The sequence below is a fragment of the Acidobacteriota bacterium genome (assembly GCA_016713675.1).
In the GTDB taxonomy this organism is placed as follows: Bacteria; Acidobacteriota; Blastocatellia; order Pyrinomonadales; family Pyrinomonadaceae; genus OLB17.
Genome location: JADJOS010000001.1, coordinates 520,819 through 545,570, shown reverse-complemented (window position 1 = coordinate 545,570; position 24,752 = coordinate 520,819). Strand labels below are relative to the sequence as shown.

The following is a 24,752-nucleotide window of genomic DNA, read 5'->3' as shown; positions in this document are numbered from 1 at the left end:
ACAATGGCGGTATTATAGCATCGAGCGAAGCAGAAAGGGAACACGATAACGGCCGGCCGGAAATCTATTAGTACTGAACTATGACATAGATCAAAACAGAGCTTTATTCAGCTGCCGTGTCATCAACATTCACTTCAGGGTACTCGGCCGTGAACTGCTCACGCGGGTTGCTGTCGATCTCGCCCCTCAGCGGCCGCGAGCCGACCTTTGTCCTGAAATTGCCGTTCTCGTCATAGAGGCGGCGGTATTGGGCCGTGTTTCGAATGATCCCCTGGACGTAGAGCCTTGTTTCCTTGAACGGTATGGCTTCGACGAAATCGTCCATGTCGGGCGGCAACAGTGCCCGCCATTGCGGCACACGGCCAGGTCCGGCATTGTACGCCATTGCTACGAATTCGATACGGCCAAATTTGTCGAGCTGATCGCGGAAATAGGCTGTGCCAAGCTCGATGTTGAACGGGGCCTGATAAAGCGATGAGGCTGTGACCATCGATGTCTTCGAAACATATTTCTTCGCCATCGACTGGGCCGTCGGAACGAGAAGCTGCATTAGTCCGTGGGCATTTGCCGGCGATTTTGCGGCCGGCATAAAGACCGATTCCTGTCTGATCATGCCCGCGACTTCATATGGATCAAGGCGGCGTTCACCTGACCAATATTTGATCTCGTTCCAGTGCGTGAGGGGATAGAATATCGCCCATTCCTCGCGTCCCATTTCTTCGGGAAACATCTGCGCGTAATCAGGGTAGCTGCCTTTGAGTGCAAGGAAAGCCGCGGTATTGTCGCCTTTCCAGCGGTAATGGCGTGCGAGGGCGAGATTGACCTTGGGGCTGTTTCCGGCGGTCTTTTTGGCCTCCGTCAGTTCGCTGATCGCCCAATCGAAAAGGCCGATGATACTCAATTCGTCGCTCTTTTCGACGCGGTCGAGTTCCTTGGCGGTCGAAGTTTCAGCGGCGACCGTGACAATTTTGAGATTAGCGACGGCCCTGGCAATGGTGTCGTTCGGCGGCACCGTCGAAGCACATTTGCCCTGAGCCTTCATCGTAGTCAAGCGCCCTATAGCCAGATAGCCGTACCAATTCGCGCTATACCGATAAGCGACACCGTCGTAGAGAGCGCATGCCTCGGCGGTCTTACCGGCCCGTTCACTATCGCGGGCGGCCCAATAGCCGGCGATGCCGCGATTGGTCGTGTCCTTTCCGGAATAGCGGGCGAGATGTTCGGTCAGCATCTGCGACGAGGCCGCGAAATTTTTGCCCAAATGCTGAAACCAGGCTGCCTCGAATTGTGCCTGAGCGACTTCGATCGCATTGGGAAATGCTGAGACGGCCGAATTGAGAAAGTAACCTTCGTCTATCCGGTTCTTGGCGTCACGAGCGGCGAGGCCGGCATCGATGAATGTTTTGGCCGCAAGTTTGCCGTTCGGAAATCTCGCACGCATTTCCTCCGCAGCCGTTTTCGCTTGTGCCCACATTCTAGCTTTTGCATAACCGAGAACGAGCTGGCGATAGCCTTCTTCCCGCTCATTCGCAGATTCGGGAAGTGAAAAGAACGCATTTTGCGCATCGGGCATTTTGCCTGAATTTGCCAACGCGGTGAGCCGGCTAAGCCGCGTTTGCGGGGTGAGCGAATTAGGGAAGTTATTTACCAGCAATGTATACGCAGCGACAGCATCGGCGTAACTCTTTGCAGCGAGCAGTTTATCGGCACGCGAGAGCTGTTCCTCGGCCGTTTGAGGGGCGAGCGGTTGGCCGAGCGAATTCAATTTTGCTTCAGCCTCCTTCGAGGCAGCCGAACCGGCGGCAAAGAAATATGTTCGGCGAAAATACGCGACCGCATCGTCCTGCGAGCCTTGGGCCTCATATGCCTTTGCGGTCACGAGCAGGGCGTCGGCGTCATTTTTTTCACTCAACTGAACAAGAAACGGCGGCACTTCGACCGCTCGTCCGGCCTGAATTGCTGACGTTGACCAGAGGAGTTTGGCATCTCGGACACGGATCGATTCCGGAAAATCGTCGAGCAATCTTGCAAGCACGGCCATCGCTTCTCCGTGGTTTCCGGCTGACTGCAAAGCCCTTCCTCTCAGCCACATCGCGTGATCCGCGAGCTTAGTTCGATTGCGAAAAACGTCTGAATTCAGGATCGCTGCCGCTCCTGCAAAATCCTGATTCTCAAATTTGATACGGGCATGCAAAAGAGCGGCGAGGGAACCGGTCTTTTTGCCCGCGAACCGTTTCTCAAGATCGGCCACGACGTTCTCCGGCGGCAATTTACCGCTGGAAGTCATATCGCGAAGGCTCTTAAGGGCCTGTTCCTCTGTCTGCTGGGCAGAGCAGCTTACGGTGAAAAGGACCGAGAGAACGAATACCGAGATGCCGAGTTTTGCCATTTCTGAAAGGTACCTTTGAAACATATTGCTTGGAGCTCCGAAGAAGTTTGGATGCAGTTTTGAAAGTTCGCTTTGCATGAGACAAAAGACTTTCCGCAAGACCCAAACCGTTATATCATATCAAACACAGTGGCTGGTTTTGGAGTTTGTTGTAATGAAGAAATGTTTCGCGATCGTTTTGACGTTGTTGTTTGCGGCTGCGAACATTTTAAGCCAAGACACCGGAGCTTCTCCAAAACCGACCCCGCCCGACGACGACGTTGTTAAAATTTCCACGAACCTTATCCAGATCGATGTTTCCGTCACTGATGCCAAAGGCAAGCCGATCACTGACATAAGACCGGAAGAGGTCGAGATATATGAGAACGGCGAAAAGCAGACGATCTCAAATTTTTCATTTGTTTCGTCCCACACTGTAAGATCCGTGAAGCCCGCCGTCATCGACAAGACCGGCGTTCCAATACCGCAGGGAACGCTTCGTCCTGAACAGATCCGCCGCACGATCGCCCTTGTTGTGGATGACCTTTCCTTATCGTTTGAAAGCGCATACCAAACGCGTCGCGGCCTAAAGAAATTTGTCGACGAACAGATGCAGGACGGCGATCTCGTCGCGATAATCCGGACCGGGGCCGGCATCGGTGCGCTCCAGCAATTTACAGGGGACAAGCGAATATTGTACGCAGCGATCGAAAAGGTGAAATGGAATCCGCAAGGGGGCGGCGGTATAAGCGCATTCGCACCCATCGAATCTGCCCCCGACACTTCGCTGCAAACGTCCGGCGACGATGGATCAACGGACGAGGTTCCGGCAGCGGGCGGCAGCGGCCAGAGCCTGGACGATTTTAGAACGCAGGGTTTTGTGACCGGGACACTCGGTGCCCTTCGCTACATCGTAACCGGCATGGGCGAACTGCCGGGACGCAAATCGGTGATCTTGTTCTCCGACGGATTTCGCATTCTCGAAACGGACGAAAGCGGCATTTCGACCACGGGTGTGGTGCTCGATTTTATGAGGGCATTGATCGACCAGGCAAATCGCTCGTCGGTCGTTTTTTATACTATTGATGCACGCGGGCTTGTATTTACGGGCTTTACCGCAGCCGATTCGATCACAAACACAAGCCCGGAGGGGATGAACCGGTTAGCTTCGGCCCGCCGTGAATTGCTCTCCGATACGCAGGCGGGACTCAGTTTCCTTGCCGAGGAAACCGGCGGCCTCGCCATCAAAAATAACAACGATCTCAGCGGAGGCGTCCGGCGCGTTCTCGAAGATCAGAGCTATTACCTGATAGCCTACGAACCGGACAGCGATACGTTCGATGCCGCAAAACGAAAATACAACAAGCTGGAGGTCAAGGTTTCCCGCAAGGGTGCAACGGCACGATATCGCAGCGGATTTTTTAACGTTGCTGACAGACCAAGTGTTCCGATCACTGCAAATTCGCTACCGCTCGATCAGTTGGAGACTGCGCTTGTTTCACCTTTTGCGGTCAACGGATTGAATCTTCGGCTCAACGCACTGTTCGGCAATGACAGGGTTAGCGGTTCGTTCGTCCGTTCGCTGCTTTTTGTGGACGGAAGCGAACTAAAATTCACAGACGAAAAGGACGGCATGAAAAAAGCGGTTTTCGATGTGATGGCGATGAGTTTTGGCGATAACGGACAGCCGATAGACAAGATCGCCAAAACCTACACGATTACCGACAAGGCAGAGTCGCTAAAGAAAATAATGAAGGACGGATTTGTCTATCATTTTCAATTTCCTGTCAAAAAGCCGGGTGCATATCAGTTTCGAGTCGCCCTACGCGATGCTCAGGGCGGCAAGATCGGTTCGGCAAGCCAGTTCATCGAGGTGCCAGATCTCAAAAAGGAACGCCTGTCGGCCTCAAGCGTTTTGCTTGAGAATCTGTCGGTCAAGGAATGGGAGAGTTTGAACGACCCGAACGGCGGATCTGTTCGCGGTGATCCGATGACTGCGACCGCACTTCGCCGGGTGAAATTAAATACGGTACTGAGATATGGATTTGAGATCTATAACGCCAAATTCGACAATTCAAAACAACCATCTCTAACTACTAAGGTCAGGGTCTATCGAGACGGCAAACTACTGCTCGACGGCAAGGATCAGCGTTTGGATCCTGCCGGTCAAACGGATCTTCAGCGGCTTAGATCTGCCGGTGCACTTGTGATAGGCGGCAAAATGCTGCCCGGCGATTACATTCTCCAGATCATCGTCACCGACGGTCTTGCCAAACCGAAACAGCAGATCGCGACGCAGTTCGTGCAATTTGAGGTCGTAGAATAATGTTTCGCGTGAAACACCTTTGTGTGGTGGAACGGAACACCCCTGCGGCACCGCCGATTGCTTTTGAAGCCTTCAGAAACTAACCTGGATTTTTGCAGCCATGCTCAAGATCAAATCAATACAGCTTACCGAGATCGATCTGCCCCTCGTCCATTTTTTCGAGACCAGCTTTGGCCGAACGTATAAGCGTCGGATAATTTTGGTGCGAGTCGAGGACACGGGCGGAGCTGAGGGCTGGGGTGAGGTTACCTGCGGCGAGACGCCGGGCTACTCTGACGAATGGACCGATTCGGCGTGGGCAACTGCAGAACAAATACTTGCCCCGATGGTCATTGGCAAGGAATTTGAAAGTGCGGCAGAAGTTTGGGACTCGATGAAATGGGTCCGCGGACATCGAATGGCAAAGGCTGGAATCGAAACCGCATGCTGGGACCTCGAAGCCAAAAAACTCGGCGTGCCGTTGTGGAGACATCTCGGCGGCGTCAATCAAACCATCGAATGCGGTGTTTCGATCGGTATTCAGGACAATGTCGCTCAATTATTAGAGAAGATCCGCGTCGAGGTCGAAGCGGGTTACAAACGCATCAAGATCAAGATCAGCCCTCGGTGGGATTACGACGTGATCAAGGCGGTGCGTGCCGAATTTGGCGATATTCTGCTGATGGGCGACGCAAATTCGGCGTACACGCTCGCCGACATCGACCTGCTCAAGAGTCTAGACGAATTTAACCTGATGATGCTCGAACAGCCGCTTGGTTACGACGACATAATCGACCACGCCAAACTGCAGGCTCAGCTCAAAACACCGATCTGCCTAGACGAGCCGATCAAATCGCCGGAAGATGCCAGAAAGGCGATCGAATTAAAGTCCGGCAAAATAATCAACCTAAAGAACGGACGCGTCGGCGGCCATACACAATCGAAAATGGTCGAGCAGATCTGCCGCGAAGCCGGAATGCCCGTCTGGTGCGGCGGAATGCTGGAGAGCGGGATCGGCCGTGCCCACAACATCGCCATCTCGACCCTCGCCGGCTACACGATGCCCGGCGACGTCTCTGCTTCGAAGAGATATTGGCACGAAGACATCATAGAACCAGCGGTTGAGGTTTCAGCAAATGGAACGATTGCCGCACCTGATTTGCCGGGAATTGGGTTTCGGGTGTGCAAGGAAAGAATCGAAAAGGCCACAACAAGGAGATTCTCTATACAATGAAGCTCCTTCTAGTATTTACGGGGTTCTTAGTGGTCTTTTTTGCTTGTTCGACTCCGAACGAAGTAAGGATCGCCGAGCCGCTAAAGCAAATAGAGATCCAGCCAACTCCGGAACCCACCAAACCGTCAATACCGGTACATATCACCGAAATGACAGCGACTGAATTGTGCGATCGCGTGGGTCAGATTGAGGTCCTTCCGACCCACGATCCGACGATCACGGATCCGATATACGAGAGTCTTTTACTTAAAGGTAATGAAGCAATTCCGTGTTTGGTCGAAAAAATAGGCAACGATACTTTAATAAAGGATCCTAGATATTCGGTTCCGACGTGGCATAGCTACGCGGTCGGTGATACTGCATTATTCGTACTCCTCCGTATAGTGAGCAAGGGTGACGACAAAGAATGGGAGAAGCGGTTGCTCGAATCACTTCCGCGGAAATACCAAGAAGAATGGGAAACCAACGGCATCTATGCGTACTTCAACTACGTTTTGGAACCAAAGAATCGGAAGGAGCTACAACGTTGGTGGAAGAATTGGTTGAGCAAGAATAAATAGTGGGCAATCCAGAACCGCCAGGATCAACTTTTCGGTGTAAAAGGCATTCGGCTTGGCAAAGTTTGCCATAACTGTTATTTTCTAACTATGAGCACAATGAACATCTCATTGCCGGAAACTCTTCGAACATTTGTGGATACACAAGTGTCTGATGGCGACTATGGCAGCAGCAGCGAGTATGTGCGGGAGCTTTTGCGAAAAGAACAAGATCGGGTACGACTGCGAGAGATGCTTCTGGAAGGGGCCGCGTCACCACTGAGTGAAAACGTGTGGAATGCGGAATACTTCGAGAAAATGCGTCAGAGCTTGAAAGCGGAAAAGAAGTGAGTAAGCCTGTCATCCCTCGCGTCCTGGCCGAGGACGATCTCGATCGCGCGCGCGATCATTATTTGGCAACTGCCGGCACTGATGTGGCCGTGGACTTCTTGCACGATTTTGAAAAGGCGGTCACGTTAATTTCGCGGTTCCCCGAAACGGGTTCGCCGAAATATGGATATGAGCCTAGCTTGGCCGGTATCCGTTTCTGGCCGTTGAAGAAATTTCCGTTCCTTATCTTCTACATTGAGACCGAGCATCAAATTGATGTCTGGCGCGTGATGCATAGCAATATGGATATCACCGCGGGACTTCACGATCCCGACTCACTTCCGTAATTATTTGTATATGAGCAATTCAGAACCAAACAAGATCATCTTTTCGATGGTCAAGGTCAGTAAGTTTTACGACAAAAAGGCTGTCCTCAAGGACATTTACCTTTCGTTCTTTTACGGTGCGAAGATCGGTGTACTGGGCCTAAACGGCGCGGGTAAATCGTCATTGCTACGCATCATCGCGGGTACCGACAAGGATTTTAACGGCGAGGTGGTGTTTTCCAAGGGCTACTCGGTCGGCTATCTTCAGCAGGAACCTCACCTGGACGAAAACAAGACGGTCCAGCAGATCGTAGAGGAAGCGGTCCAGGGGACGGTCGATCTGCTCAAGGAATTTGAGGAGATCAACGCCAAGTTTGCCGAGCCGATGGACGACGATGCGATGAACGCACTCATCGAACGTCAGGGCGAGGTTCAAGAGGCTCTCGATCACGCCGACGCGTGGGACCTCGACTCAAGGCTTGAGATGGCGATGGACGCGCTTCGCTGTCCGCCGGCAGATACGGTCGTCAAGAATCTTTCGGGCGGTGAAAAACGCCGCGTTGCCCTGTGCCGTCTGCTGCTGCAAAAACCCGACATTCTGCTGCTTGATGAGCCTACCAACCACCTTGACGCCGAGAGCGTAGGCTGGCTCGAACAGCATCTGCAAAAATACGAAGGCACGATCATCGCCGTCACGCACGACCGTTATTTCCTCGACAACATCGCCGGTTGGATACTTGAGCTCGACCGCGGACAGGGCATCCCGTATCAGGGCAATTACTCGTCGTGGCTTGAGCAAAAGAGCACGCGTCTTGCGCAGGAAGAGCGTAAGGAAGACAAGCTGCAGAAAACGCTCGAACGCGAACTCGACTGGATCCGCATGTCGCCCAAGGGCCGTCACGCCAAATCAAAGGCACGTATCAATGATTACGAGGCGATGGTCGCGACCGAGTCCGAAAAGCATGCAGACGACCTCGAGATCTATATTCCGCCGGGCCCGCGGCTCGGCGATAATGTCATCGAGGCACACGGAGTTTCTAAGGCTTACGGCGACACCGTTTTATTTGAGAATCTGGAATTTTCGCTGCCAAAGGGCGGGATCGTCGGTGTCATCGGCCCGAACGGTGCGGGTAAGACCACTCTATTCCGACTGATAACCGGACAGGAAACCCCGGACGCAGGGACGTTCAAGGTGGGCGAAACCGTCAAACTCGGCTACGTCGATCAATCGCGTGACTCGCTCAATGCCGAAAAGAATGTCTTTGACGAGATCTCGGACGGACTCGACAATGTTACGCTCGGAACCCGCGTGATGAACGCACGAACCTACGTTTCAAAATTCAATTTCTCCGGTGCCGATCAGCAAAAATTCGTCGGCCAGCTTTCTGGCGGCGAACGAAATCGAGTTCATCTCGCCAAGATGCTCAAGACCGGTGCCAACGTTCTGCTCCTTGATGAGCCGACCAACGACATTGACGTCAACACGATGCGTGCCCTCGAAGAAGCGCTCGAAAACTTTGCCGGCTGCGCCGTCGTAATTAGTCATGACCGTTGGTTTTTGGACCGTATCGCGACGCATATTCTGGCGTTCGAGGGCGACTCGCACGTCGAGTATTTTGACGGCAACTACAGCGAGTACGAAGCCGACCGCAAACGCCGCCTCGGCCACGACGCAGACCAGCCGCACCGGATAAAATATCGCAGCCTGACACGGGCCTAGTACGTAAAAATGACCGCACGACGCAGCAGAGACCGACGACCGGTGCCGATCCGAACCGACCGCGACCGGGCGTTGCTGCTCGTTTCGATACTGGCCGTATTTATTGTCGGATGGGCGGTTTTCATCAATGCTCGAAGCATTTTTGCGCTTGCCGAGCCGATGATGCGTGCGGCCTTGAGCGCTTGGGTCTCGATCGGTGTCACGATCTTGGTGACGACCTTTTCGTTCGTATTCGTTGCTTTGTCGCTTGTCTCTGTTCAATTTTCGCCTCGGATCGTGCGGCATTTCTGGCACCGCGACAGGTTTCGAGCGTTGTTTCTGTGGTCGTCGATCGCTGTTTGCGCGTTTTGTTTTGTAGTCCAATTCGGTGAAAATTCGTCGCTTCACGCCCTTGGGCTATTTCTCGGTGCGTATCAGACCTTTGTGTTGTTTCCCCTGTTTTTGGGCTACCTGGCGGACAATCTGAATGCTGCCACAATCACAAAAAGTATCGCCGACCGGACTGTCGCCGAGATAGATGGCGTCTACGATCTGGGGCCGATCGATACCCAGACCGAGGTTGCCGACGGTACCGTAATTTCGGAACGAAGCGGATTTCTCGAAAAGATCGACGCCGATCTGCTGGTCCAGGCGAGTCGCCGGATCGCGAAAACACATCCGGAGAGTTCGTTGCGTGTCACCAATTATCTCGGCAGCTTTATCGAGGTCGGTTCGACTTTGGTCACGATCGAGCCGCCGGTCGCGATCGATGGCGAACTGGAAACTTTGATACGCAAAAGTTTTTCGATACAGAAATTTCGAAGCTTTGACCAGGACGTCGAATATGGCATCAGGCAGTTGGTCGATATCGGGATCAAAGCTATCTCGCCTGCGGTCAATGATCCCACAACGTGTGTCAATTGCATTCACTATCTCGGCGTTATCATCAAGGAACTTTCGACACGCGATCTCACGTCACGCACGGCAAGAGAACTGGCTAATCATCGAATTAGCGTCAAGGAGCCGAGTTTTGAACAATTTGTTGATGATGCGTTCGATCAGATCTATCATTTTGGCCGACGCGACCATGTTATCGTTCGCACGCTGATCGGCGTTTTGACCGAGATCATCACATCAGTTGGCGATGCTGACAGGTTAAGGATATTGGCGAAAGAGGTCGCGGAAATGGAACTGTCCGAGCTCGGTAAGCATGATGGCGAAACGGCGTTCGCGACGGCTGAGCAGCGAAACTATGTTCGCAAATCGCTCGTAACATATTACCGAACTGCCGCGACACGGGCTGACGCCGTTGGCGAATCGGAGCTTGCCGCAGAATATCGTGCTTTGCAATCCGCCTATTCCGACGCGATCGAATAGCGGCCGTCAGTATTAATGATCGATGAGATATGTTTTTTATATCATTGCTACGGCAATTTTGGGAGTTTCGTGCACGAGACCGGTCGAACCTCCAACCAATGATTCTTCGACCACCTTGGACGCACCGACACAAGTACCTCAGCCAACGGCCGTTCCGACGCCGTCGATCCCAAACCTGCAGGCAGAGCTGACAGACGACCGCAATAAGACAACAACCTCGCCGATCGGGAAGTTTGATTTCAAAAACTACACCTACGAACTGCCTAGAGGCTGGCAAAATCCTGATGGTTCGACCGAGATCACATTGAAGAACGGAAAGATCGCACCGGTCGAAACGGCAGTTGATGAAGATATGGATCCCGAGAAAAAGGCAGAGGCTAAACAGCAGCGGCGCATCGGGATGACATTTGTTACGGCGAAATTCCTCGACGTGACCAGCGACGGAGCGGACGAGGCTATTGTCGTACTCAAGATCGAGACCGGCGGCGGTGCCGTTCCGCAGATCGCATATGTTTTTGAGTGGAAAGGCGGCAAGCCCGAGCTGATCTGGCCCTTCCGCACCGGTGATCGCGCCGATGGCGGGCTTAAAGATGTGCGAGCTGAGAATGGCGAACTCGTCATTGAGCTGTACGGCCAGGACCGCTTTGTTCTAGGCCAAAATGAGACCGGCAAGATCACGGGCGACGAAGAGCAGCTATGTTGCCCGACATTTTTCACCCGTTCATATTACAAATGGAACGGCAAGAACTTCCTCATGCAGCGAAAGCGACTTACATTTCCAGTTGGCGATCCGACTGCCCCGCCGCAAGAAAATCTCGGCGATATCGTCAATAATCCGAAGAACTTTAAAAAGTAATTGCTATTTAGTTTCGACTCGATATGATGAACGCGATCGCACGACCGTATCTGCCCGGGCGACCTTTACTTTGATCTCGTGCAGCCGTTTTTCGCCTGTTTCGTCCGGAGGATAAAAGCCTAGACGATATTGGAACCGCAGCTCCTCGACGATCGAGGCAAACAGCTTTTTGAGCTTGCCGTCGTCACTTTCGTAAAACCGTCCTGCGGTCGTGTCCGCTATTTTTTGCAGAAATTCCGAGGCCTCGCGATTTTGGCGTTCGACGCGTTCGACGCGTTCGCGTTGCCGGCCGTTGTCGCGCCGAGGCGGAAGTCCGCCGCCATTTCGTCCGCCGCCGGGGAAACTTCCTCCGCCTCGACGGCCAGGAAAACCGCCGCCGAATATGTCATCACGACGTAATATCTGCCGCATTATCATTCGACGTTCGTCAGTCTTAAACATTATCGGATAAACAAGCGTGTCACTCTCCTGCAGCCGGTAGAGCAACTCGCGGATTGAGATTCGGCTGCCGGCGTCTTTGCCGTCGGTCAGCAGAATGACGGCTTTGCGTCCCTTAATTCCCGAGAATGAGCGAAAAACAGTTTCATACGCTGCATCCCGCAGAGCCGTGCCAAACTCGCCGTCCGGGATCTCCGCCGATCTGACCGCTTTCTTTAGCTGCTCCTGATCTGATGTAAGGCTGCTGAGGACCTCGACATCGCGGTTAAAACTGACGATCATCGCTTTATCGGCGGGTGCCAGCAACTTAATGAATGAAACGGCCGAATCCTTGATATCGCCAAGCACTCCGCGCGTGCTCTGGCTCGTATCTATAAGCAATGCAATAGTTAACGGTTCTTCGGTAGCGGCGAAGAACTCGATATTTTGTTTGTTTCCATCCTGAAAAATGTTAAAGTCGGCCGCCGTAAGTTTAGGCACGTACCGGCCGTTCCGGTCGCTTACGATCACCGGTACACTCACCAAGGCCGTATCGACCTTGATGGTCTCGTCCGTGGCTTTGTCCTGCGAAAGCACGGTCAGAGACACCCCAAAAAGAGCCACCCAAAGCAAAACTGCGCGCCTGGTTTTCATATCGGTACGTTGGTTCATCCGTTTAGACGTTATACCGGGAACAAAAGTCGCAAATTTCTAATGCATTGTGATATCTATCACGTTTTACCTACGGTCGGTTCGTTATCTTTGAGCTAAAGGAACTGGGCATACGGCGGCGCGTCGGATTGTGCACCATCAAAGTAAGCCCAATATACAATGTTTTCCACCTCAAGGAGGATCGATGGAATCTAATACGCTCGCTCGAATACAATTTGCATTTACTATTACTTATCACTATTTGTTCCCGATGCTAACGATGGGCCTTGCCCCATTGATCGTCATTTTTAAGTCGCTTGCGATTTTGAAAAAGGACGAGCGTTGGAACGAGATCGCACGTTTCTGGGGCAAGATATTTGGCATCACATTCCTCTTCGGCGTAGTGACCGGAATTCCGATGGAGTTTCAGTTCGGAACGAACTGGGCAGCTTTTTCAAAATACGCGGGCGGCGTGATCGGCCAGACCCTCGCGATGGAGGGCACGTTTGCCTTCTTTCTCGAATCAGCATTTATCGGCCTATTTCTCTTTGGCGAGAAACGGCTAGGCCAAAAACTTCATTGGCTCACCGCATTTTTGTTGTTTGCCGGCACTTGGCTTTCGGGCTGGTTCATTATCGCGACAAACGCGTGGATGCAGCATCCCGTCGGTTACGAAATGATGCCGGACGGGTCGGTCCAGCTAACAAGCTTTTGGGCACTCGTGCTTAATCCGTGGGCCGTCTATCAGTACATGCACAATATGGGCGGTGCCGTCGTTGTCGGATCTTTTGCCGTTTCGGCTCTCGGTGCGTTTTATGTTCTTTCTAAGAAAAAGGTCGAATACGGACGGATGTTCATGAAGGTCGGCGTCATCGCCGGCTGTATCAGCAGCATCTGGATGCTGTTCCCATCCGGTGATCTGCAGGGCAAAATGGTCGCCGAACACCAACCTGCGACGCTTGCCGCGATGGAAGGTCTGTTCGAAACCCAAGAAGGTGCCCCGATCGCCCTCATCGGTCAACCCGATATGGAGAAACAACGACTCGATAATGCCATCCATATTCCGAACATGCTTAGCTTTATCACCTACCAGCGTTGGAACGCCAAGGTCCGCGGGCTTAACGAATTCCCGAAAGAAGACCACCCGACTAATATTCCGCTGCTATATTACAGCTTTCACATAATGGTCGGATTGGGGACGATATTTATTGCGATCATGGTGATCGCGGCAATATGGCTGTGGCGTGGATGGCTCTTTGACGCAAATTGGCTGCTTTGGATATTGATGCTCAGCTTTCCGTTCCCTTTCATTGCAAATACGGTCGGCTGGGCCGTCGCCGAACTTGGCCGGCAGCCGTGGCTGGTCTACGGGCTTTTCCGCACCGAACACGGTCATTCGCCGATGGTCTCGGGCGGCAATGTGCTGTTTACGCTGCTCGGCTTTGCGGGTATGTATACGATATTGTCGCTGCTCTACATCTTCTTGATGCTTCGTAGGATCGAGCACGGAGCCGATGAATTGGGAGCTGAGATAACAGCGGAGACCGTTTAAGGAGGACGATATGGAAACAGTTTGGTTCATGATAGTTGCGTTTATGTTGGTCTGTTATGTCATCCTCGACGGTTTCGATATCGGAGCAGGGATCGTCCACCATTACGTCGGCCGTACGAGCGGCGAACGTGCCGCCACGATCAGCGCCATCGGCCCCGTTTGGGACGGCAACGAGGTTTGGCTGCTCGCCACCGGAGGTACATTGTATTTCGCGTTTCCCGCCCTTTATGCTGCAGGTTTCAGCGGGTTTTATCTGCCGCTGATCATGGTGCTGTGGCTGCTGATAATGAGAGCGGCCGGCATCGAGCTTCGGCATCAGCTCGACAATCCGTTGTGGGTCAAGTTTTGGGATTTCGTATTCTCACTTTCGAGCATATTGCTTGCGATCTTTTTCGGCGCTGCTCTCGGCAACGTCATCCGCGGAGTTCCATTGGATGCGACCGGCTACTTTTTTGAGCCGCTTTTTACCGACTGGACGACCACGGGAGCGACGGGAATTCTCGATTGGTTCACCGTCCTCTCGGGCGTGGTGGCGTTTGTCGCACTTGCAATTCACGGTGCAAGCTACTTGGCGATCAAAACCGAGGGCGAAATGAATACACGTTCGCGCCAGGTCGTCAGCATCGCGTGGTTCGCGTTGGTCATCGTTACAGTGTTGAGCCTCGCCGCCGTTATGAGTGTGAGGCCGACTCTGATTGATAATTACTATTATCTGCCTATCGGTTGGCTGATACCCGCAGCTGTTATCGCTTCGCTTATCGCGATCAAATATTTCAACGCCAAGGGAAGCGATAAGGCTGCATTCATCGCATCGTCTGTTTATCTGGCAATGATGCTCGGCGGCGCCGTCTACGGGCTCTATCCTAACGTCCTGCCGGCTCTCGATCCTCAATACAGCCTGACCGTTCACAACGCGAAAGCAGGTGCCTACGGCCTCGGCGTCGGCCTCATCTGGTGGCCGATCGGGATCATCATTGCACTCGGATATTTCACATTCCTCTTCCGTACATTCAAAGGAAAGGTCGCGGTCGAGGATCACCATTAGTTTTTGTTTGCGTTCATCCTCCTTTTCGGGGCGGCCCTGCGGCTGCCCCATTTTTGCGCCCAAATAATTAGTACTTTGCAATACAAAGTACTTGACATCAAGAATTACTTGATGTAATTTACATCTACTATGGCGAAACTGAGTGCTGCGCGAAAGAGTGAAACCGAGACGAACGGCCCGGTAACTATCGGCGATCGAGCGATCGACAATTTGCAGTTTATCCGCGAGACGATGGAGCGTTCGACGCATTTCACGGCCGTGCCGGGCTATGGCGGAATGCTGATGGGTGCGACCGCGGTCGCGGCGGCGTTTATTGCAAACAGTCAGATGTATCTGCGTGATTCGCTCCTTGTCTGGCTCATCGAGGCCGCTCTCGCATTCGCCATAGGACTTTTGGCGATGTGGCAAAAATCGAAGATCGCGGGGACATCGCTGCTGTCGGCTCCGTCAAAGAAGTTTGCGATGAGCTTTGCCCCGCCGCTGATCGTCGGCGTCGCGATCGTTCTCGGTGTTTGGAAATACGAAAATTATTACGCGATGCCGGCGATCTGCATGCTATGCTACGGGGCCGCCGTGGTCTGTGGCGGAGCGTTTTCGGTAAAGGTTGTTCCCGTAATGGGCTGGTGCTTTATCGTGTTGGGAGCGGTCGCGTTTGCTCTGCCTTCGAATTACGGAAACCTGATGATGGGCGCAAGTTTCGGTGGGCTGCACATAATCTTCGGAGCGATCATCGCACGGCGGTACGGAGGTTAGAAATGGAAACATATATGACATTTCAGAATAAGAGACTCATAGGAATTGTGTGGGGAGTAGGGTTGCTATTGCTTATACCGTTCACAGCAATGAATTTAACGGCCGAAGTGAAATGGTCGGCATTTGATTTTGTAATCGCTGGCGTCTTGCTGCTGGGAACGGGGCTCGCAATCGAGCTAGTGCTGCGTCTCGTCAAAAAGCTTCAGTACCGATTGGCGATCTGTGCGGCCATTTGACTGGTCCTTTTCATCGTCTGGGCGGAACTCGCCGTCGGACTGATCGGGACGAGATTTGCGGGAGGTTAGGACAGGAAGAACAGCCCGGTGGAAATATGTCTAAAAACAATCTAGCAATAAGGCAGGAGGCCGACGATAACGGGAAGAATCGGCTTCGCGTCGAAGCGGCGGCCGAAAATGTCTCGGGCGATCTCGACAAGGTCATCCACGAGCGCATGCGGCTCGGCATCACGAGCGCGCTTGCGGCAAACGAAAAGCTCAGCTTTACCGAGCTCAAAACGCTGCTCAACACGACCGATGGCAACATCAGTGTCCACGCCCGCAAACTCGAAGACGCCGGTTACGTAACCTGCGAAAAATCATTCAAAGGCCGCATGCCGTTGACCGAATACAAGATCACCAAACACGGCCGGGCGGCGCTGGAACGATATCTAAATCACATGGAGTCCCTGATCAAGGCTATGAAAAAAGTATGAGCCGAGTGATAACCCGAAACGACCTGAGCTACACAAAACGGTCCAGACGATCGAGAAATCGACTTAGCCTCTACATGCTTGCATTTATTGCCTATTGGTACGCTCCGGTGATTTACGGATTTTGGCTTTGGCAAAACTTGAAAATGGGGGCATTCGCCGCCGATACCGACTCGACTGCGATTCCCCTGATGGCCTTTGTTTTCTTATGGTTTGTTGGATTTCCATTCTTCCTGCTGGCGACGATCGGCTTTGAAACGTTGATGCGAAAACGCGATAGGCGAGCAAGCTCACACGTTAGCGTTCGGTCAAGAGTTTGGGAACAAAGCCGCCCGGCCGGCGTCAAATAGAAATGGACCGCGAGACTCCGATCATCACCAAGATCCTGTTCATATTCTGCGGAGCTGCTTTCGCCCTACCGGCACTTTTCTTTGCTTATTACACAATTCGGCTGATCTGGCTCAATCTGACGTTGGAGAACGCGGCCGACTACCGTTCGACCGGGATGCTGATCGGGGCGATCGCATTTCCCCTTGCCGCAATTATTTTTGGTTTCATGAGTTGGTTTTTCATAAAGCGAGGTTTTATAAAAAAATGAATGCACGAACGAAGGCAGGCCTTCAGATCCTGCAGGTGGCAGTCGTTATCGGTATTTTGGGCAATCTTTTGCTGAGGGTGGCACCGTGGGGACTCAATGTACTCTTGTTCAACGCCGCATTTGCGGCGGGGATGATCGGGCTGCTCAGGCGGCACAAGCCTGAGTATCTGACGGCTCAAACGTATGCTCTTTTTGGGGCCCAAGTATTTTTCTCGGCTATGTTCGTCCTGCGCGATTCGGTCGAGCTCAGGGTTGCCGATTCGGTTGCGATCATCGCGATATTATCGGTACTATTCGTGCCGAAAATGAGGACGACAACGCGGCTCGCCGGTGTCTTTCAATACGCCGTGGCGTTCCTATGGTCGATATTCAGTGCATTTTTCGCACCGTTCGCCCTTGTGTTCAACGATATAGAATGGGTTTCCATCGAACGCACAGGTTGGTCGAAGCACGCTTTCTCGGTCTTTCGCGGACTGGCGATAGCAACGCCTATATTGCTGATATTCGGAGCGCTATTTGTTGCGGCCGATGCGGTTTATGAGAGCTGGGTACAGCGGGTTTTTAATATCGAACCGGCAGTGCTATTCACGCATCTGCTGCTCACGTCAATCTTCGCATGGTTCTCGGCAGGTTATCTCCGCGGCGTGATGATCGACTGGGCGGTTGCGATACCACTTCGAGTCACGCCTACGGAGGCAGAAGGGCGGGTGTCCGTCGCTGGTCCAATTCGATCAAAGGTCGAAGATCTCCGAACCGATGCGGCCGAAAGTTCTCCGGTTCTGCCAAATAATCTCTCGATCCTCGAACACATCAACCTGTCCGATCCACCAAATCCAAAGGCGGAAACGCGGGCCGCAGGGAGTGTGTCTTCTTCCGACGCTTCGGCTGAAGGGCCGAAAAACGAGAACGAGCCCAAAGAGAAATGGGACTGGCAAAAATTCGACAATACGGTCATGCCGACGGCATTCACCCTCGGCTCGGTCGAGATCGGTGTCATTCTAGGACTTACAAATCTGCTATTCCTCAGCTTCGTCATCGTCCAGGTACCGTACCTTTTCGGCGGAATGGACCTCGTCCAAAATACGCCTGATTTCAAACTCGCCGACTACGCACGCCGCGGATTTGGCGAACTCGTAGCCGTTTCAGCTCTCGTGCTGCCGATATTGCTCGCTTCGCACTGGCTGATCAGAAAAGACAGCCCGCTGGCGACGACGCTTTTCCGTGTATTCGCCGGTATTCAGATCGGCCTTTTGTTTGTAATCATGGCGTCCGCGGGCCAGCGGCTCGTGCTGCTGACCGGCAACCTCGGTTACGGCTTAACAACTATAAGGCTCTATCCGATGATCTTTATGTTGTGGCTTGCTTTGGTTTTTGTCTGGTTCTCGATCACGGTTCTTCGCGGCGCCCGTCAGCATTTCGCCTGGGGAGCACTTTGGTCGGCTTTCCTGATCCTCGGGGCGACGCATATTCTAAACCCGGATGCGTTTATCGTAAAAACGAACATCGCTCTAATGCAGCAGGGACGCGAATTCGACGCGACCTACAATTCAAGGCTCAGCAATGATGCTCTGCCGGTGCTTATCGATTCGTTTGATGAACTCAACTCTGAGGACAAGAAATATGTTCTCATAAATATTGGCCAACGCTATTGCAGCCTAAATGAAAAGGCCGATCTGCGAAGTTGGAGCATTGCCCGCCGCAATGCATATTCAGCCCTTTTGCTCAGAGAGGGCGCGTTGATGCATTTTGGTGAGTGCATCGGAACACGATTCGCATATCCGCGGCAATGATCATATTTTTCTTGCATTTGGGTCATTGATTTGCGTAGTCTTAAGACGCGCCACCCGATCTATCTGGTACGCATCTTATTCTATTCCGAACACAAATTGCTAATGACCGAAGATCTACGCCCAAAACGTGACCTGATTCGCGAGTATTTGTCGTACTGCCGCGTCGAGAAAGGGCTTTCGGCGAACTCGATCGAGAGTTATGCACACGACCTTTCGCGTTTGGGCGATTGGGCAAAGAAAAATGGCTGCGGCCTATTGGATATAAAACGGACCGACCTGCGTGAGTGGCTGATCGATCTGTCAGCGGAGAAATTGTCTGAGAACTCAAAACGCCGTCTGATAAGTGCGGTTCGTGGGTTTTACAAGTTCCTCATGTTCGATGGCCATATCAAACACAATCCCGCCGAGGACCTCGTCGCACCGCAAAAAGGCGTTTATCTGCCGAGATTCTTGAATTGTAGTGAGATCGAAACGCTGCTTGCCGTGCCCGACACTTCGACAGAGATCGGGCTCCGCGATCGTGCGATTTTGGAACTGATGTACGCTTCCGGACTGCGCGTTTCGGAGGCGGCAAATTTACGGATAAATGACATCGATCTCGACGGTGGTATTCTCACTACTACCGGAAAAGGCTCGAAAACGCGGCGTGTTCCGGTCGGTTCGAGTGCGATCGAATGGATCCGCAGCTACCTCGCTCTGCGGCGAAAGAAGGAAAATATCGAGATCGACAATATGTTCGTAAACGCCGCCGGCTCGCCCATCGACCGGCAGGCGATCTATAATTCGGTCACTCAATATGCCGAAAAATGCGGGCTAACCGGCGTGTCGCCGCACACCTTGAGACATTCATTTGCGACGCATCTCATCCAAAACAACGCCGACATCCGCTCGGTCCAGCAGATGCTCGGCCACACGGATATTTCGACCACACAGATCTACACGCACATCACAAGCGCCCACCTAAAGAAAAACTACGAACGCTTCCACCCGCGTTCGCGCGCTAAATAGCGCCAAAAACAAGCGTTTACGCGCTTGCAACCGATAGACTTTTTAGTTAGTATTGGAAATTTGCTATTTGACTCTAAAAGTCAGTAGGAGCAAATAAAAGAGATCACGCATGGGTGGTCGAGCGGTCAAAGGCAACGGGCTGTAAACCCGTCGGATTAATTTCCTACGTAGGTTCAAATCCTACCCCATGCACCATTTTGACAATTATGAATTTCGAATCAGGAATGTCGAATAACTGCGATATTCATAATTCTGCATTCGTCATTCATCATTGATTTGCGGGAGTAGCTCAGTTGGTAGAGCGTCAGCCTTCCAAGCTGAATGTCGCGAGTTCGAATCTCGTCTCCCGCTCCAACAGTTTTTTGTCAGGCGAGAATCTGCCCAAATAGCTCAGGGGTAGAGCGCATCCTTGGTAAGGATGAGGTCGCGGGTTCAAATCCCGCCTTGGGCTCCAGATTTTATTGATTTAGCTAAATATTTTTTAGAGGGAAAGAAAAGAGATGAGCAAAGAGAAATTCGACCGCAGTAAGCCGCACGTGAATATTGGGACAATTGGGCACGTGGATCACGGCAAGACGACATTGACGGCAGCGATCACGAAAGTGATGTCGAAGCACAACGCCAAGATGGTAGTACGTGCATTCGATTCGATCGACAACGCGCCTGAAGAGAAGGCACGCGGTATCACAATTGCGACGGCTCACGTTGAGTATGAGACGGCAAACCGCCACTACGCCCACGTCGACTGCCCGGGCCACGCTGACTATGTCAAGAACATGATCACTGGTGCGGCACAGATGGACGGAGCGATCCTGGTCGTTGCAGCGACGGACGGCCCGATGCCTCAGACCCGCGAGCACATCCTGCTTGCACGTCAGGTCGGTGTGCCTTCGATGGTCGTGTTCATGAATAAGGTCGACGCGGTTGACGATCCTGAATTGCTCGAACTCGTCGATATGGAGATCCGTGAACTTCTCAGTTCGTACGAATTCCCCGGCGACGATACACCGATCACGCAAGGGTCGGCACTGAAAGCTCTCGAAGGCGACCCGGCATGGGAATCGAAGATCGACGAGCTGATGCAGACGGTGGATGATTTCATCCCGACGCCTGCACGTGAGACGGACAAGCCGTTCCTGATGCCGGTCGAAGATATCTTCACCATCCAGGGCCGCGGAACAGTTGCGACGGGACGAATCGAGCGTGGAGTGATCAACGTCAACGAACCTGTCGAGATCGTCGGTATCAAAGACACGAGAAACTCGGTCGTCACCGGCGTCGAAATGTTCAAGAAGCTTCTTGATTCGGGAATGGCAGGCGACAACGTCGGACTGCTGCTCCGCGGAGTTGAAAGAAAGGAAATTGAACGCGGACAGGTCATCGCCAAACCGGGCTCGATCACACCGCACACTAAGTTCAAGGCTGAGGCATATGTCCTCACCAAAGAAGAAGGCGGACGCCACACCCCGTTCTTTACGGGATACCGCCCGCAGTTCTACTTCAGAACAACGGACGTGACGGGCGTTGCACACCTTCCGGCAGGAGTCGAGATGGTGATGCCCGGCGACAACATCCAGATGGAGATCGAACTGATCGCCCCCATCGCCATGGAAAAAGGCCTCCGCTTCGCTATCCGCGAAGGCGGCAGAACGGTCGGAGCCGGAACGGTTTCGGAAGTGGTGGAATAAGAATTAGTTAGTTGTTCGTGGTTCGTTGTTAAGAACGGCCACGATCAACCAACGACGAACGACGAACAGTTGTAGAGGATTTATGCCAAGAGATAACATTATTTTGCAGTGCACTGAGTGCAAAGAGCGCAATTACGTGACGACGAAGAACAAAAAGAACACGCCTAATCGGCTTGAGCTTAAAAAGTTTTGCCGTCGCTGCCGCTGCCATCGCGTGCACAGAGAGAATAAGTAAATGCCGAATATCGAATGATGAATGATGAATTTGAAACCAAGTTTGCCATTCAGAAAGTCGAATTCTTCATTGAAAATAGGGGTATGGTGTCAATGGTTAGCATGGAGGTCTCCAAAACCTTAGGTCCGGGTTCGAGTCCTGGTACCCCTGCCATTGGATCTTATTAGGAGAGAAAGTAGTGTCAGAAGCAGCAGCCCCGATAGAGGGGAAACATAAAGAAGGCATCGGCGAGTTCATCACAAAGACTCGCGGCGAGCTGGATAAAACATCATTTCCATCATCGGACGATGTAAAAGGCACGACGATCATTGTGATCGTCGCGGTATTCTTTTTCGCTGCATACCTCTTTCTCGTCGATCATGGTTGGACATACCTGTTAGAAGGGCTGACTTGGGCTGTTAATAAGCTCGCGGGTATATAAGGATATTTGAAATGAAGCAGTGGTATTTTATCCACACATATTCGGGGCATGAGAACAAGGTCGTTGAAAGCCTTGCGGCGAGGATCCGTGATCTGGAACTCGCTGAGCAGATCACCTCAGTAAAACTCCCGAAAGAAAAGGTCGTCGAAATGCGCGGCAACAAGGAATATGTCTCGGAGCGTATGTTCTATCCGGGATATGTTCTGGTCGAGATCGAGTGTGACGAAAAGGGTAAAATACCCGACAACGTTTTTCACGCGATCAAATCCACACCGAAAGTGACCGGCTTTCTCGGCGGAAAACAGCCGACGCCGCTCTCGCAGGAAGAGGTCGATCAGATCGACCGAAATATCGAGGTTACGACAGAGAAGCCGAAACCAAAGTTTTCGTACGAGGTCGGCGAAGTCGTCAGGATCAAATCGGGCCCGTTTGCCAGCTTTACCGGCAAAGTCGAAGAGGTCAACGAAGACAAGGCGACTCTCAAGGTCTCGATCACGATTTTTGGCCGCTCGACCCCGTACGAGTTGAGCTTCCTGGAAGTGGAAAAAGTCACTTTCGCAGAAGAAGAATAGCCGGAATGCAGGCTGCCAGGCTGCGAGAATTTGAAAAGTATTCGTTTGAATGAGGACATTCCCGCAATAAGTATCGGGATCGTTAATCGACAAGGAGAGACGCAGGCTGGCAGCCTGCGATTCGACACAAAATGGCAAAGAAGATAGAAGGTTATATTAAGTTGCAGATCCCGGCCGGTAAGGCCAATCCGGCGCCGCCGATCGGCCCGGCTTTGGGTCAGCATGGCGTCAACATCATGGAGTTTTGCAAGGCGTTCAACGCCAAAACGCAGAACGACGATCCGGATATGAAAATCCCGGTCGTGATTACGGTTTACGGCGATCGTTCGTTTACATTCGAAACGAAAACTCCGCCTGCTGCCGATCTATTGAGAAAGGCTTCGGGAATCGCTAAAGGTTCGGGTAAAGCCAATCGCGAAAAAGTTGGTTCGATCTCGAAAGCTAAGATCGAGGAGATCGCGAAGTTGAAAATGGTCGATCTGAATACGTCAGACCTTGCAGCCGCAATGCGGACGATCGAAGGAACGGCAAAATCGATGGGCTTGACCATAGATTAAGAAACAAGTCCTATTGGACCCATTGGTCCCAAAGGTCTCATTAGGGAGAGCAACTAGATTGCTCGTTAATACCTGGAGGTAAAATGAAAAGAGGCAAGAAATATCTTGCGGCTCTCGAAAAAGTGGAGCCGTACAAGAAGCACACGCTTGAAGAAGCGGTTGCAAAGTTGAAAGAGATCGCATTTGCTAAGTTTGACGAGACCGTCGAACTGACAATGTGGCTTGGTGTTGATCCCCGAAAGGCCGATCAGCTTGTCCGCGGCACGATCGTTCTGCCCCACGGCCTTGGCGGCACGGCAAAACGTATCGTTGTTATCGCTCAGGGCGACAAGATCCGCGAAGCTCAAGAAGCAGGTGCTGACGAAGCCGGCGGCGACGACATTGTCGATCGCATCAAGGGCGGTTGGCTCGACTTCGACGCACTGATCGCAACGCCCGATATGATGGGCAAGGTCGGTATGCTCGGTAAGGTCCTCGGTCCTCGAGGCCTGATGCCCAATCCAAAAACAGGAACGGTCACGATGGACGTGAAAACTGCCATCGAAGAGACCAAGGCCGGTAAGGTCGAATATCGCGTCGATAAGACAGGCGTTATTCACTCGCCGGTCGGCAAGGTGTCGTTTGACGATGACAAACTCGCCGAGAATACAAAGGTCCTGATCAATGCTGTGATGAAAGCTAAGCCGACCACCGCAAAGGGGCGTTACCTGAAAAAGATCAACTTGGCCGCGACCATGAGCCCGGGCGTTCTGCTCGACGAATTGGCGTACGCATAAGTGAGGTTGCAGACCGGCGAGGGAGTTGGAGGAAAAATGAAAAACAGAGAAACAAAAGCAAGAGATCTGGCCGCCCTCACTGAGTCGCTGTCTACGTCGAAATCCGCGATGGTCGTCAGTTTTACTAAGCTGACCGTGACCAAAGATCAGGAATTCCGTGCTCAGCTTCGCGAAGCAGGTGCGAAGTATCAGGTCGTCAAGAATACTTTGGCACGTATCGCTGTCAAGGGAACGCAGTTCGAAGATACGACGGAGAGCCTCAAAGGCGTGACCGCGATCGCGTGGACCGACGGTGATCCTGTGGTTCTTTCGAAAGCAATTTCGAAGTTCATGAAGGACAATGCCGACATCTACACGTTCAAATCGGGCGTTGTTGATGGCAAACTGGTCGATCTCGCACAATTGACGACGATCGCAAACTTGCCTTCGAAAGAAGAGCTTATTTCGAAACTGATGTGGGTGCTCAACAGCGGTGCACAGCGTCTCGTTACGGTCATCAATGCCGTGCCGCGTGACCTGGCCGTTGTGATCAAACAGATCGGCGAAGCGAAACCAGCAGAGGCGGCAACAGTTGCAGCAGCACCGGCGGCCGAAGCACCGGCAGCGGCAGAAGCTGCACCGGTAGCAGAAATTGCCGTAGCAGAAGACGCACCGGCGGTCGAAGCGGCACCGGAAGAAAGTCCGGAAGCTGTATCCGAGCCTGATGCTGGCGACAGTGTGGCCGAAGTTGAAGCGGACGCCGCACCAGCTGTGGAAACCGCAGTCGAAACCGTCGAGGAAGAAGTTTTAGAGGAGCCGACCGAAGCAGAGGCTGAAGAAAAGGCGGAATAACAAGGATTTAGATCTCACATATGAGATCTGAAAAAGCCGTACTCAAGGAAAGCGAGTCCAATTGATTTGTCAGGTCAAGTGGGCTTCGGACGCGGAAAGAAAGGTGATGCAACCCTTA

At 52.5% G+C, this 24,752-nt stretch carries 25 protein-coding genes, 4 tRNA genes and 1 pseudogene; 28 read left to right on the top strand and 2 right to left on the bottom strand.

From position 1 onward, the window contains the following. Window positions 1-103 precede the first annotated feature (103 nt). A complete protein-coding gene (locus IPK01_02460) occupies window positions 104-2,389 on the bottom strand; it encodes a transglycosylase SLT domain-containing protein (GenBank protein ID MBK7932359.1) in 2,286 nt (761 codons plus the stop codon). 154 nt (window positions 2,390-2,543) lie between these two features. On the opposite strand from IPK01_02460, the gene IPK01_02455 reads away from it, so the two are divergent. The 8 genes from IPK01_02455 to IPK01_02420 all read left to right on the top strand — a co-directional run bounded on the left by IPK01_02455 (window position 2,544) and on the right by IPK01_02420 (window position 11,031). Beyond that, window positions 2,544-4,694: a VWA domain-containing protein gene (locus IPK01_02455; GenBank protein MBK7932358.1), complete on the top strand. Its 2,151-nt coding sequence runs from the start codon at window positions 2,544-2,546 to the stop codon at window positions 4,692-4,694. 100 nt (window positions 4,695-4,794) lie between these two features. Next, entirely contained in the window at window positions 4,795-5,907 is a 1,113-nt protein-coding gene (gene menC / locus IPK01_02450; GenBank protein MBK7932357.1) for an o-succinylbenzoate synthase, read from the top strand. Further along, entirely contained in the window at window positions 5,904-6,467 is a 564-nt protein-coding gene (locus IPK01_02445) for a hypothetical protein (GenBank protein MBK7932356.1), read from the top strand. Before menC ends, IPK01_02445 begins: the two co-directional genes overlap by 4 nt. An 87-nt stretch (window positions 6,468-6,554) precedes the next feature. After that, a complete protein-coding gene (locus IPK01_02440; protein MBK7932355.1) occupies window positions 6,555-6,794 on the top strand; it encodes a type II toxin-antitoxin system ParD family antitoxin in 240 nt (79 codons plus the stop codon). Next, complete coding sequence (locus IPK01_02435; GenBank protein ID MBK7932354.1) at window positions 6,791-7,120, top strand: type II toxin-antitoxin system RelE/ParE family toxin; 330 nt, start codon at window positions 6,791-6,793, stop codon at window positions 7,118-7,120. Before IPK01_02440 ends, IPK01_02435 begins: the two co-directional genes overlap by 4 nt. A 10-nt stretch (window positions 7,121-7,130) precedes the next feature. Continuing rightward, the gene (gene ettA, locus IPK01_02430; protein ID MBK7932353.1) at window positions 7,131-8,819 is read left to right on the top strand and encodes an energy-dependent translational throttle protein EttA; all 1,689 of its coding nucleotides are present in this window, start codon (window positions 7,131-7,133) and stop codon (window positions 8,817-8,819) included. A gap of 9 nt (window positions 8,820-8,828) precedes the next feature. Then, window positions 8,829-10,175: a DUF2254 domain-containing protein gene (locus IPK01_02425; GenBank protein ID MBK7932352.1), complete on the top strand. Its 1,347-nt coding sequence runs from the start codon at window positions 8,829-8,831 to the stop codon at window positions 10,173-10,175. Window positions 10,176-10,197: 22 nt separating this feature from the next. Continuing rightward, on the top strand, window positions 10,198-11,031 hold the full coding sequence (locus IPK01_02420; protein ID MBK7932351.1) for a hypothetical protein: 834 nt from the start codon (window positions 10,198-10,200) through the stop codon (window positions 11,029-11,031). Between the two features lie 3 nt (window positions 11,032-11,034). On the opposite strand, the gene IPK01_02415 is transcribed toward IPK01_02420, so the two are convergent. Continuing rightward, on the bottom strand, window positions 11,035-12,102 hold the full coding sequence (locus IPK01_02415; protein MBK7932350.1) for a VWA domain-containing protein: 1,068 nt from the start codon (window positions 12,100-12,102) through the stop codon (window positions 11,035-11,037). 202 nt (window positions 12,103-12,304) lie between these two features. Between IPK01_02415 and IPK01_02410 the strand changes: the two genes are divergently transcribed. The 20 genes and pseudogenes from IPK01_02410 to IPK01_02315 all read left to right on the top strand — a co-directional run bounded on the left by IPK01_02410 (window position 12,305) and on the right by IPK01_02315 (window position 24,634). After that, window positions 12,305-13,651, top strand: coding sequence for a cytochrome ubiquinol oxidase subunit I (locus IPK01_02410; GenBank protein ID MBK7932349.1), 1,347 nt, complete (start codon window positions 12,305-12,307; stop codon window positions 13,649-13,651). Between the two features lie 10 nt (window positions 13,652-13,661). Beyond that, the gene (gene cydB / locus IPK01_02405; GenBank protein MBK7932348.1) at window positions 13,662-14,696 is read left to right on the top strand and encodes a cytochrome d ubiquinol oxidase subunit II; all 1,035 of its coding nucleotides are present in this window, start codon (window positions 13,662-13,664) and stop codon (window positions 14,694-14,696) included. Between the two features lie 129 nt (window positions 14,697-14,825). Next, window positions 14,826-15,449 (top strand): hypothetical protein, encoded by a 624-nt coding sequence (locus tag IPK01_02400; protein MBK7932347.1) that lies wholly within the window; start codon window positions 14,826-14,828, stop codon window positions 15,447-15,449. A 14-nt stretch (window positions 15,450-15,463) separates the two neighbouring features. Next, window positions 15,464-15,754: pseudogene (locus IPK01_02395) on the top strand (hypothetical protein). Between the two features lie 26 nt (window positions 15,755-15,780). Beyond that, a complete protein-coding gene (locus IPK01_02390; protein MBK7932346.1) occupies window positions 15,781-16,161 on the top strand; it encodes a transcriptional regulator in 381 nt (126 codons plus the stop codon). Beyond that, a complete protein-coding gene (locus IPK01_02385; protein ID MBK7932345.1) occupies window positions 16,158-16,508 on the top strand; it encodes a hypothetical protein in 351 nt (116 codons plus the stop codon). Before IPK01_02390 ends, IPK01_02385 begins: the two co-directional genes overlap by 4 nt. A 2-nt stretch (window positions 16,509-16,510) precedes the next feature. Further along, window positions 16,511-16,756, top strand: a complete 246-nt coding sequence (locus IPK01_02380; GenBank protein ID MBK7932344.1) for a hypothetical protein — start codon at window positions 16,511-16,513, stop codon at window positions 16,754-16,756. Next, a complete protein-coding gene (locus IPK01_02375; GenBank protein MBK7932343.1) occupies window positions 16,753-18,546 on the top strand; it encodes a DUF4173 domain-containing protein in 1,794 nt (597 codons plus the stop codon). The genes IPK01_02380 and IPK01_02375 overlap by 4 nt, the downstream gene beginning before the upstream one ends. A gap of 102 nt (window positions 18,547-18,648) precedes the next feature. Further along, window positions 18,649-19,554, top strand: coding sequence for a site-specific tyrosine recombinase XerD (gene xerD / locus IPK01_02370; protein ID MBK7932342.1), 906 nt, complete (start codon window positions 18,649-18,651; stop codon window positions 19,552-19,554). 107 nt (window positions 19,555-19,661) lie between these two features. Next, a tRNA-Tyr gene (locus IPK01_02365) sits at window positions 19,662-19,749 on the top strand. A gap of 83 nt (window positions 19,750-19,832) precedes the next feature. Continuing rightward, window positions 19,833-19,908, top strand: a tRNA-Gly gene (locus tag IPK01_02360). Between the two features lie 25 nt (window positions 19,909-19,933). Beyond that, window positions 19,934-20,008 (top strand) — tRNA-Thr (locus IPK01_02355). A gap of 46 nt (window positions 20,009-20,054) precedes the next feature. Beyond that, window positions 20,055-21,242 carry an elongation factor Tu gene (tuf, locus tag IPK01_02350; protein MBK7932341.1) on the top strand — a complete coding sequence of 396 codons (1,188 nt, stop codon included), beginning with the start codon at window positions 20,055-20,057 and terminating at the stop codon, window positions 21,240-21,242. Between the two features lie 82 nt (window positions 21,243-21,324). Next, window positions 21,325-21,477, top strand: coding sequence for a 50S ribosomal protein L33 (gene rpmG / locus IPK01_02345; protein ID MBK7932340.1), 153 nt, complete (start codon window positions 21,325-21,327; stop codon window positions 21,475-21,477). Window positions 21,478-21,554: 77 nt separating this feature from the next. After that, a tRNA-Trp gene (locus IPK01_02340) sits at window positions 21,555-21,630 on the top strand. 25 nt (window positions 21,631-21,655) lie between these two features. Next, on the top strand, window positions 21,656-21,898 hold the full coding sequence (gene secE / locus IPK01_02335; GenBank protein ID MBK7932339.1) for a preprotein translocase subunit SecE: 243 nt from the start codon (window positions 21,656-21,658) through the stop codon (window positions 21,896-21,898). A gap of 11 nt (window positions 21,899-21,909) precedes the next feature. Further along, the gene (gene nusG, locus IPK01_02330) at window positions 21,910-22,470 is read left to right on the top strand and encodes a transcription termination/antitermination protein NusG (GenBank protein MBK7932338.1); all 561 of its coding nucleotides are present in this window, start codon (window positions 21,910-21,912) and stop codon (window positions 22,468-22,470) included. A gap of 131 nt (window positions 22,471-22,601) precedes the next feature. Then, entirely contained in the window at window positions 22,602-23,027 is a 426-nt protein-coding gene (gene rplK / locus IPK01_02325) for a 50S ribosomal protein L11 (GenBank protein ID MBK7932337.1), read from the top strand. Between the two features lie 83 nt (window positions 23,028-23,110). Then, complete coding sequence (locus IPK01_02320) at window positions 23,111-23,803, top strand: 50S ribosomal protein L1 (protein MBK7932336.1); 693 nt, start codon at window positions 23,111-23,113, stop codon at window positions 23,801-23,803. Between the two features lie 36 nt (window positions 23,804-23,839). Further along, window positions 23,840-24,634, top strand: a complete 795-nt coding sequence (locus tag IPK01_02315) for a 50S ribosomal protein L10 (GenBank protein MBK7932335.1) — start codon at window positions 23,840-23,842, stop codon at window positions 24,632-24,634. Window positions 24,635-24,752 lie beyond the last annotated feature (118 nt).

Coding starts and splice junctions, on each gene's coding strand:
- IPK01_02445 (MBK7932356.1), top strand. CDS start 5,904: ATGAAGCTCCTTCTAGTATTTACGGGGTTCTTAGTGGTCTTTTTTGCT.
- IPK01_02460 (MBK7932359.1), bottom strand. CDS start 2,389: ATGGCAAAACTCGGCATCTCGGTATTCGTTCTCTCGGTCCTTTTCACC.
- IPK01_02375 (MBK7932343.1), top strand. CDS start 16,753: ATGAATGCACGAACGAAGGCAGGCCTTCAGATCCTGCAGGTGGCAGTC.
- IPK01_02390 (MBK7932346.1), top strand. CDS start 15,781: ATGTCTAAAAACAATCTAGCAATAAGGCAGGAGGCCGACGATAACGGG.
- IPK01_02400 (MBK7932347.1), top strand. CDS start 14,826: ATGGCGAAACTGAGTGCTGCGCGAAAGAGTGAAACCGAGACGAACGGC.
- cydB (MBK7932348.1), top strand. CDS start 13,662: ATGGAAACAGTTTGGTTCATGATAGTTGCGTTTATGTTGGTCTGTTAT.
- IPK01_02320 (MBK7932336.1), top strand. CDS start 23,111: ATGAAAAGAGGCAAGAAATATCTTGCGGCTCTCGAAAAAGTGGAGCCG.
- ettA (MBK7932353.1), top strand. CDS start 7,131: ATGAGCAATTCAGAACCAAACAAGATCATCTTTTCGATGGTCAAGGTC.
- IPK01_02380 (MBK7932344.1), top strand. CDS start 16,511: ATGGACCGCGAGACTCCGATCATCACCAAGATCCTGTTCATATTCTGC.
- IPK01_02385 (MBK7932345.1), top strand. CDS start 16,158: ATGAGCCGAGTGATAACCCGAAACGACCTGAGCTACACAAAACGGTCC.
- menC (MBK7932357.1), top strand. CDS start 4,795: ATGCTCAAGATCAAATCAATACAGCTTACCGAGATCGATCTGCCCCTC.
- IPK01_02410 (MBK7932349.1), top strand. CDS start 12,305: ATGGAATCTAATACGCTCGCTCGAATACAATTTGCATTTACTATTACT.
- nusG (MBK7932338.1), top strand. CDS start 21,910: ATGAAGCAGTGGTATTTTATCCACACATATTCGGGGCATGAGAACAAG.
- IPK01_02455 (MBK7932358.1), top strand. CDS start 2,544: ATGAAGAAATGTTTCGCGATCGTTTTGACGTTGTTGTTTGCGGCTGCG.
- IPK01_02440 (MBK7932355.1), top strand. CDS start 6,555: ATGAGCACAATGAACATCTCATTGCCGGAAACTCTTCGAACATTTGTG.
- rpmG (MBK7932340.1), top strand. CDS start 21,325: ATGCCAAGAGATAACATTATTTTGCAGTGCACTGAGTGCAAAGAGCGC.
- tuf (MBK7932341.1), top strand. CDS start 20,055: ATGAGCAAAGAGAAATTCGACCGCAGTAAGCCGCACGTGAATATTGGG.
- IPK01_02315 (MBK7932335.1), top strand. CDS start 23,840: ATGAAAAACAGAGAAACAAAAGCAAGAGATCTGGCCGCCCTCACTGAG.
- xerD (MBK7932342.1), top strand. CDS start 18,649: ATGACCGAAGATCTACGCCCAAAACGTGACCTGATTCGCGAGTATTTG.
- IPK01_02425 (MBK7932352.1), top strand. CDS start 8,829: ATGACCGCACGACGCAGCAGAGACCGACGACCGGTGCCGATCCGAACC.
- rplK (MBK7932337.1), top strand. CDS start 22,602: ATGGCAAAGAAGATAGAAGGTTATATTAAGTTGCAGATCCCGGCCGGT.
- IPK01_02415 (MBK7932350.1), bottom strand. CDS start 12,102: ATGAAAACCAGGCGCGCAGTTTTGCTTTGGGTGGCTCTTTTTGGGGTG.
- IPK01_02420 (MBK7932351.1), top strand. CDS start 10,198: ATGAGATATGTTTTTTATATCATTGCTACGGCAATTTTGGGAGTTTCG.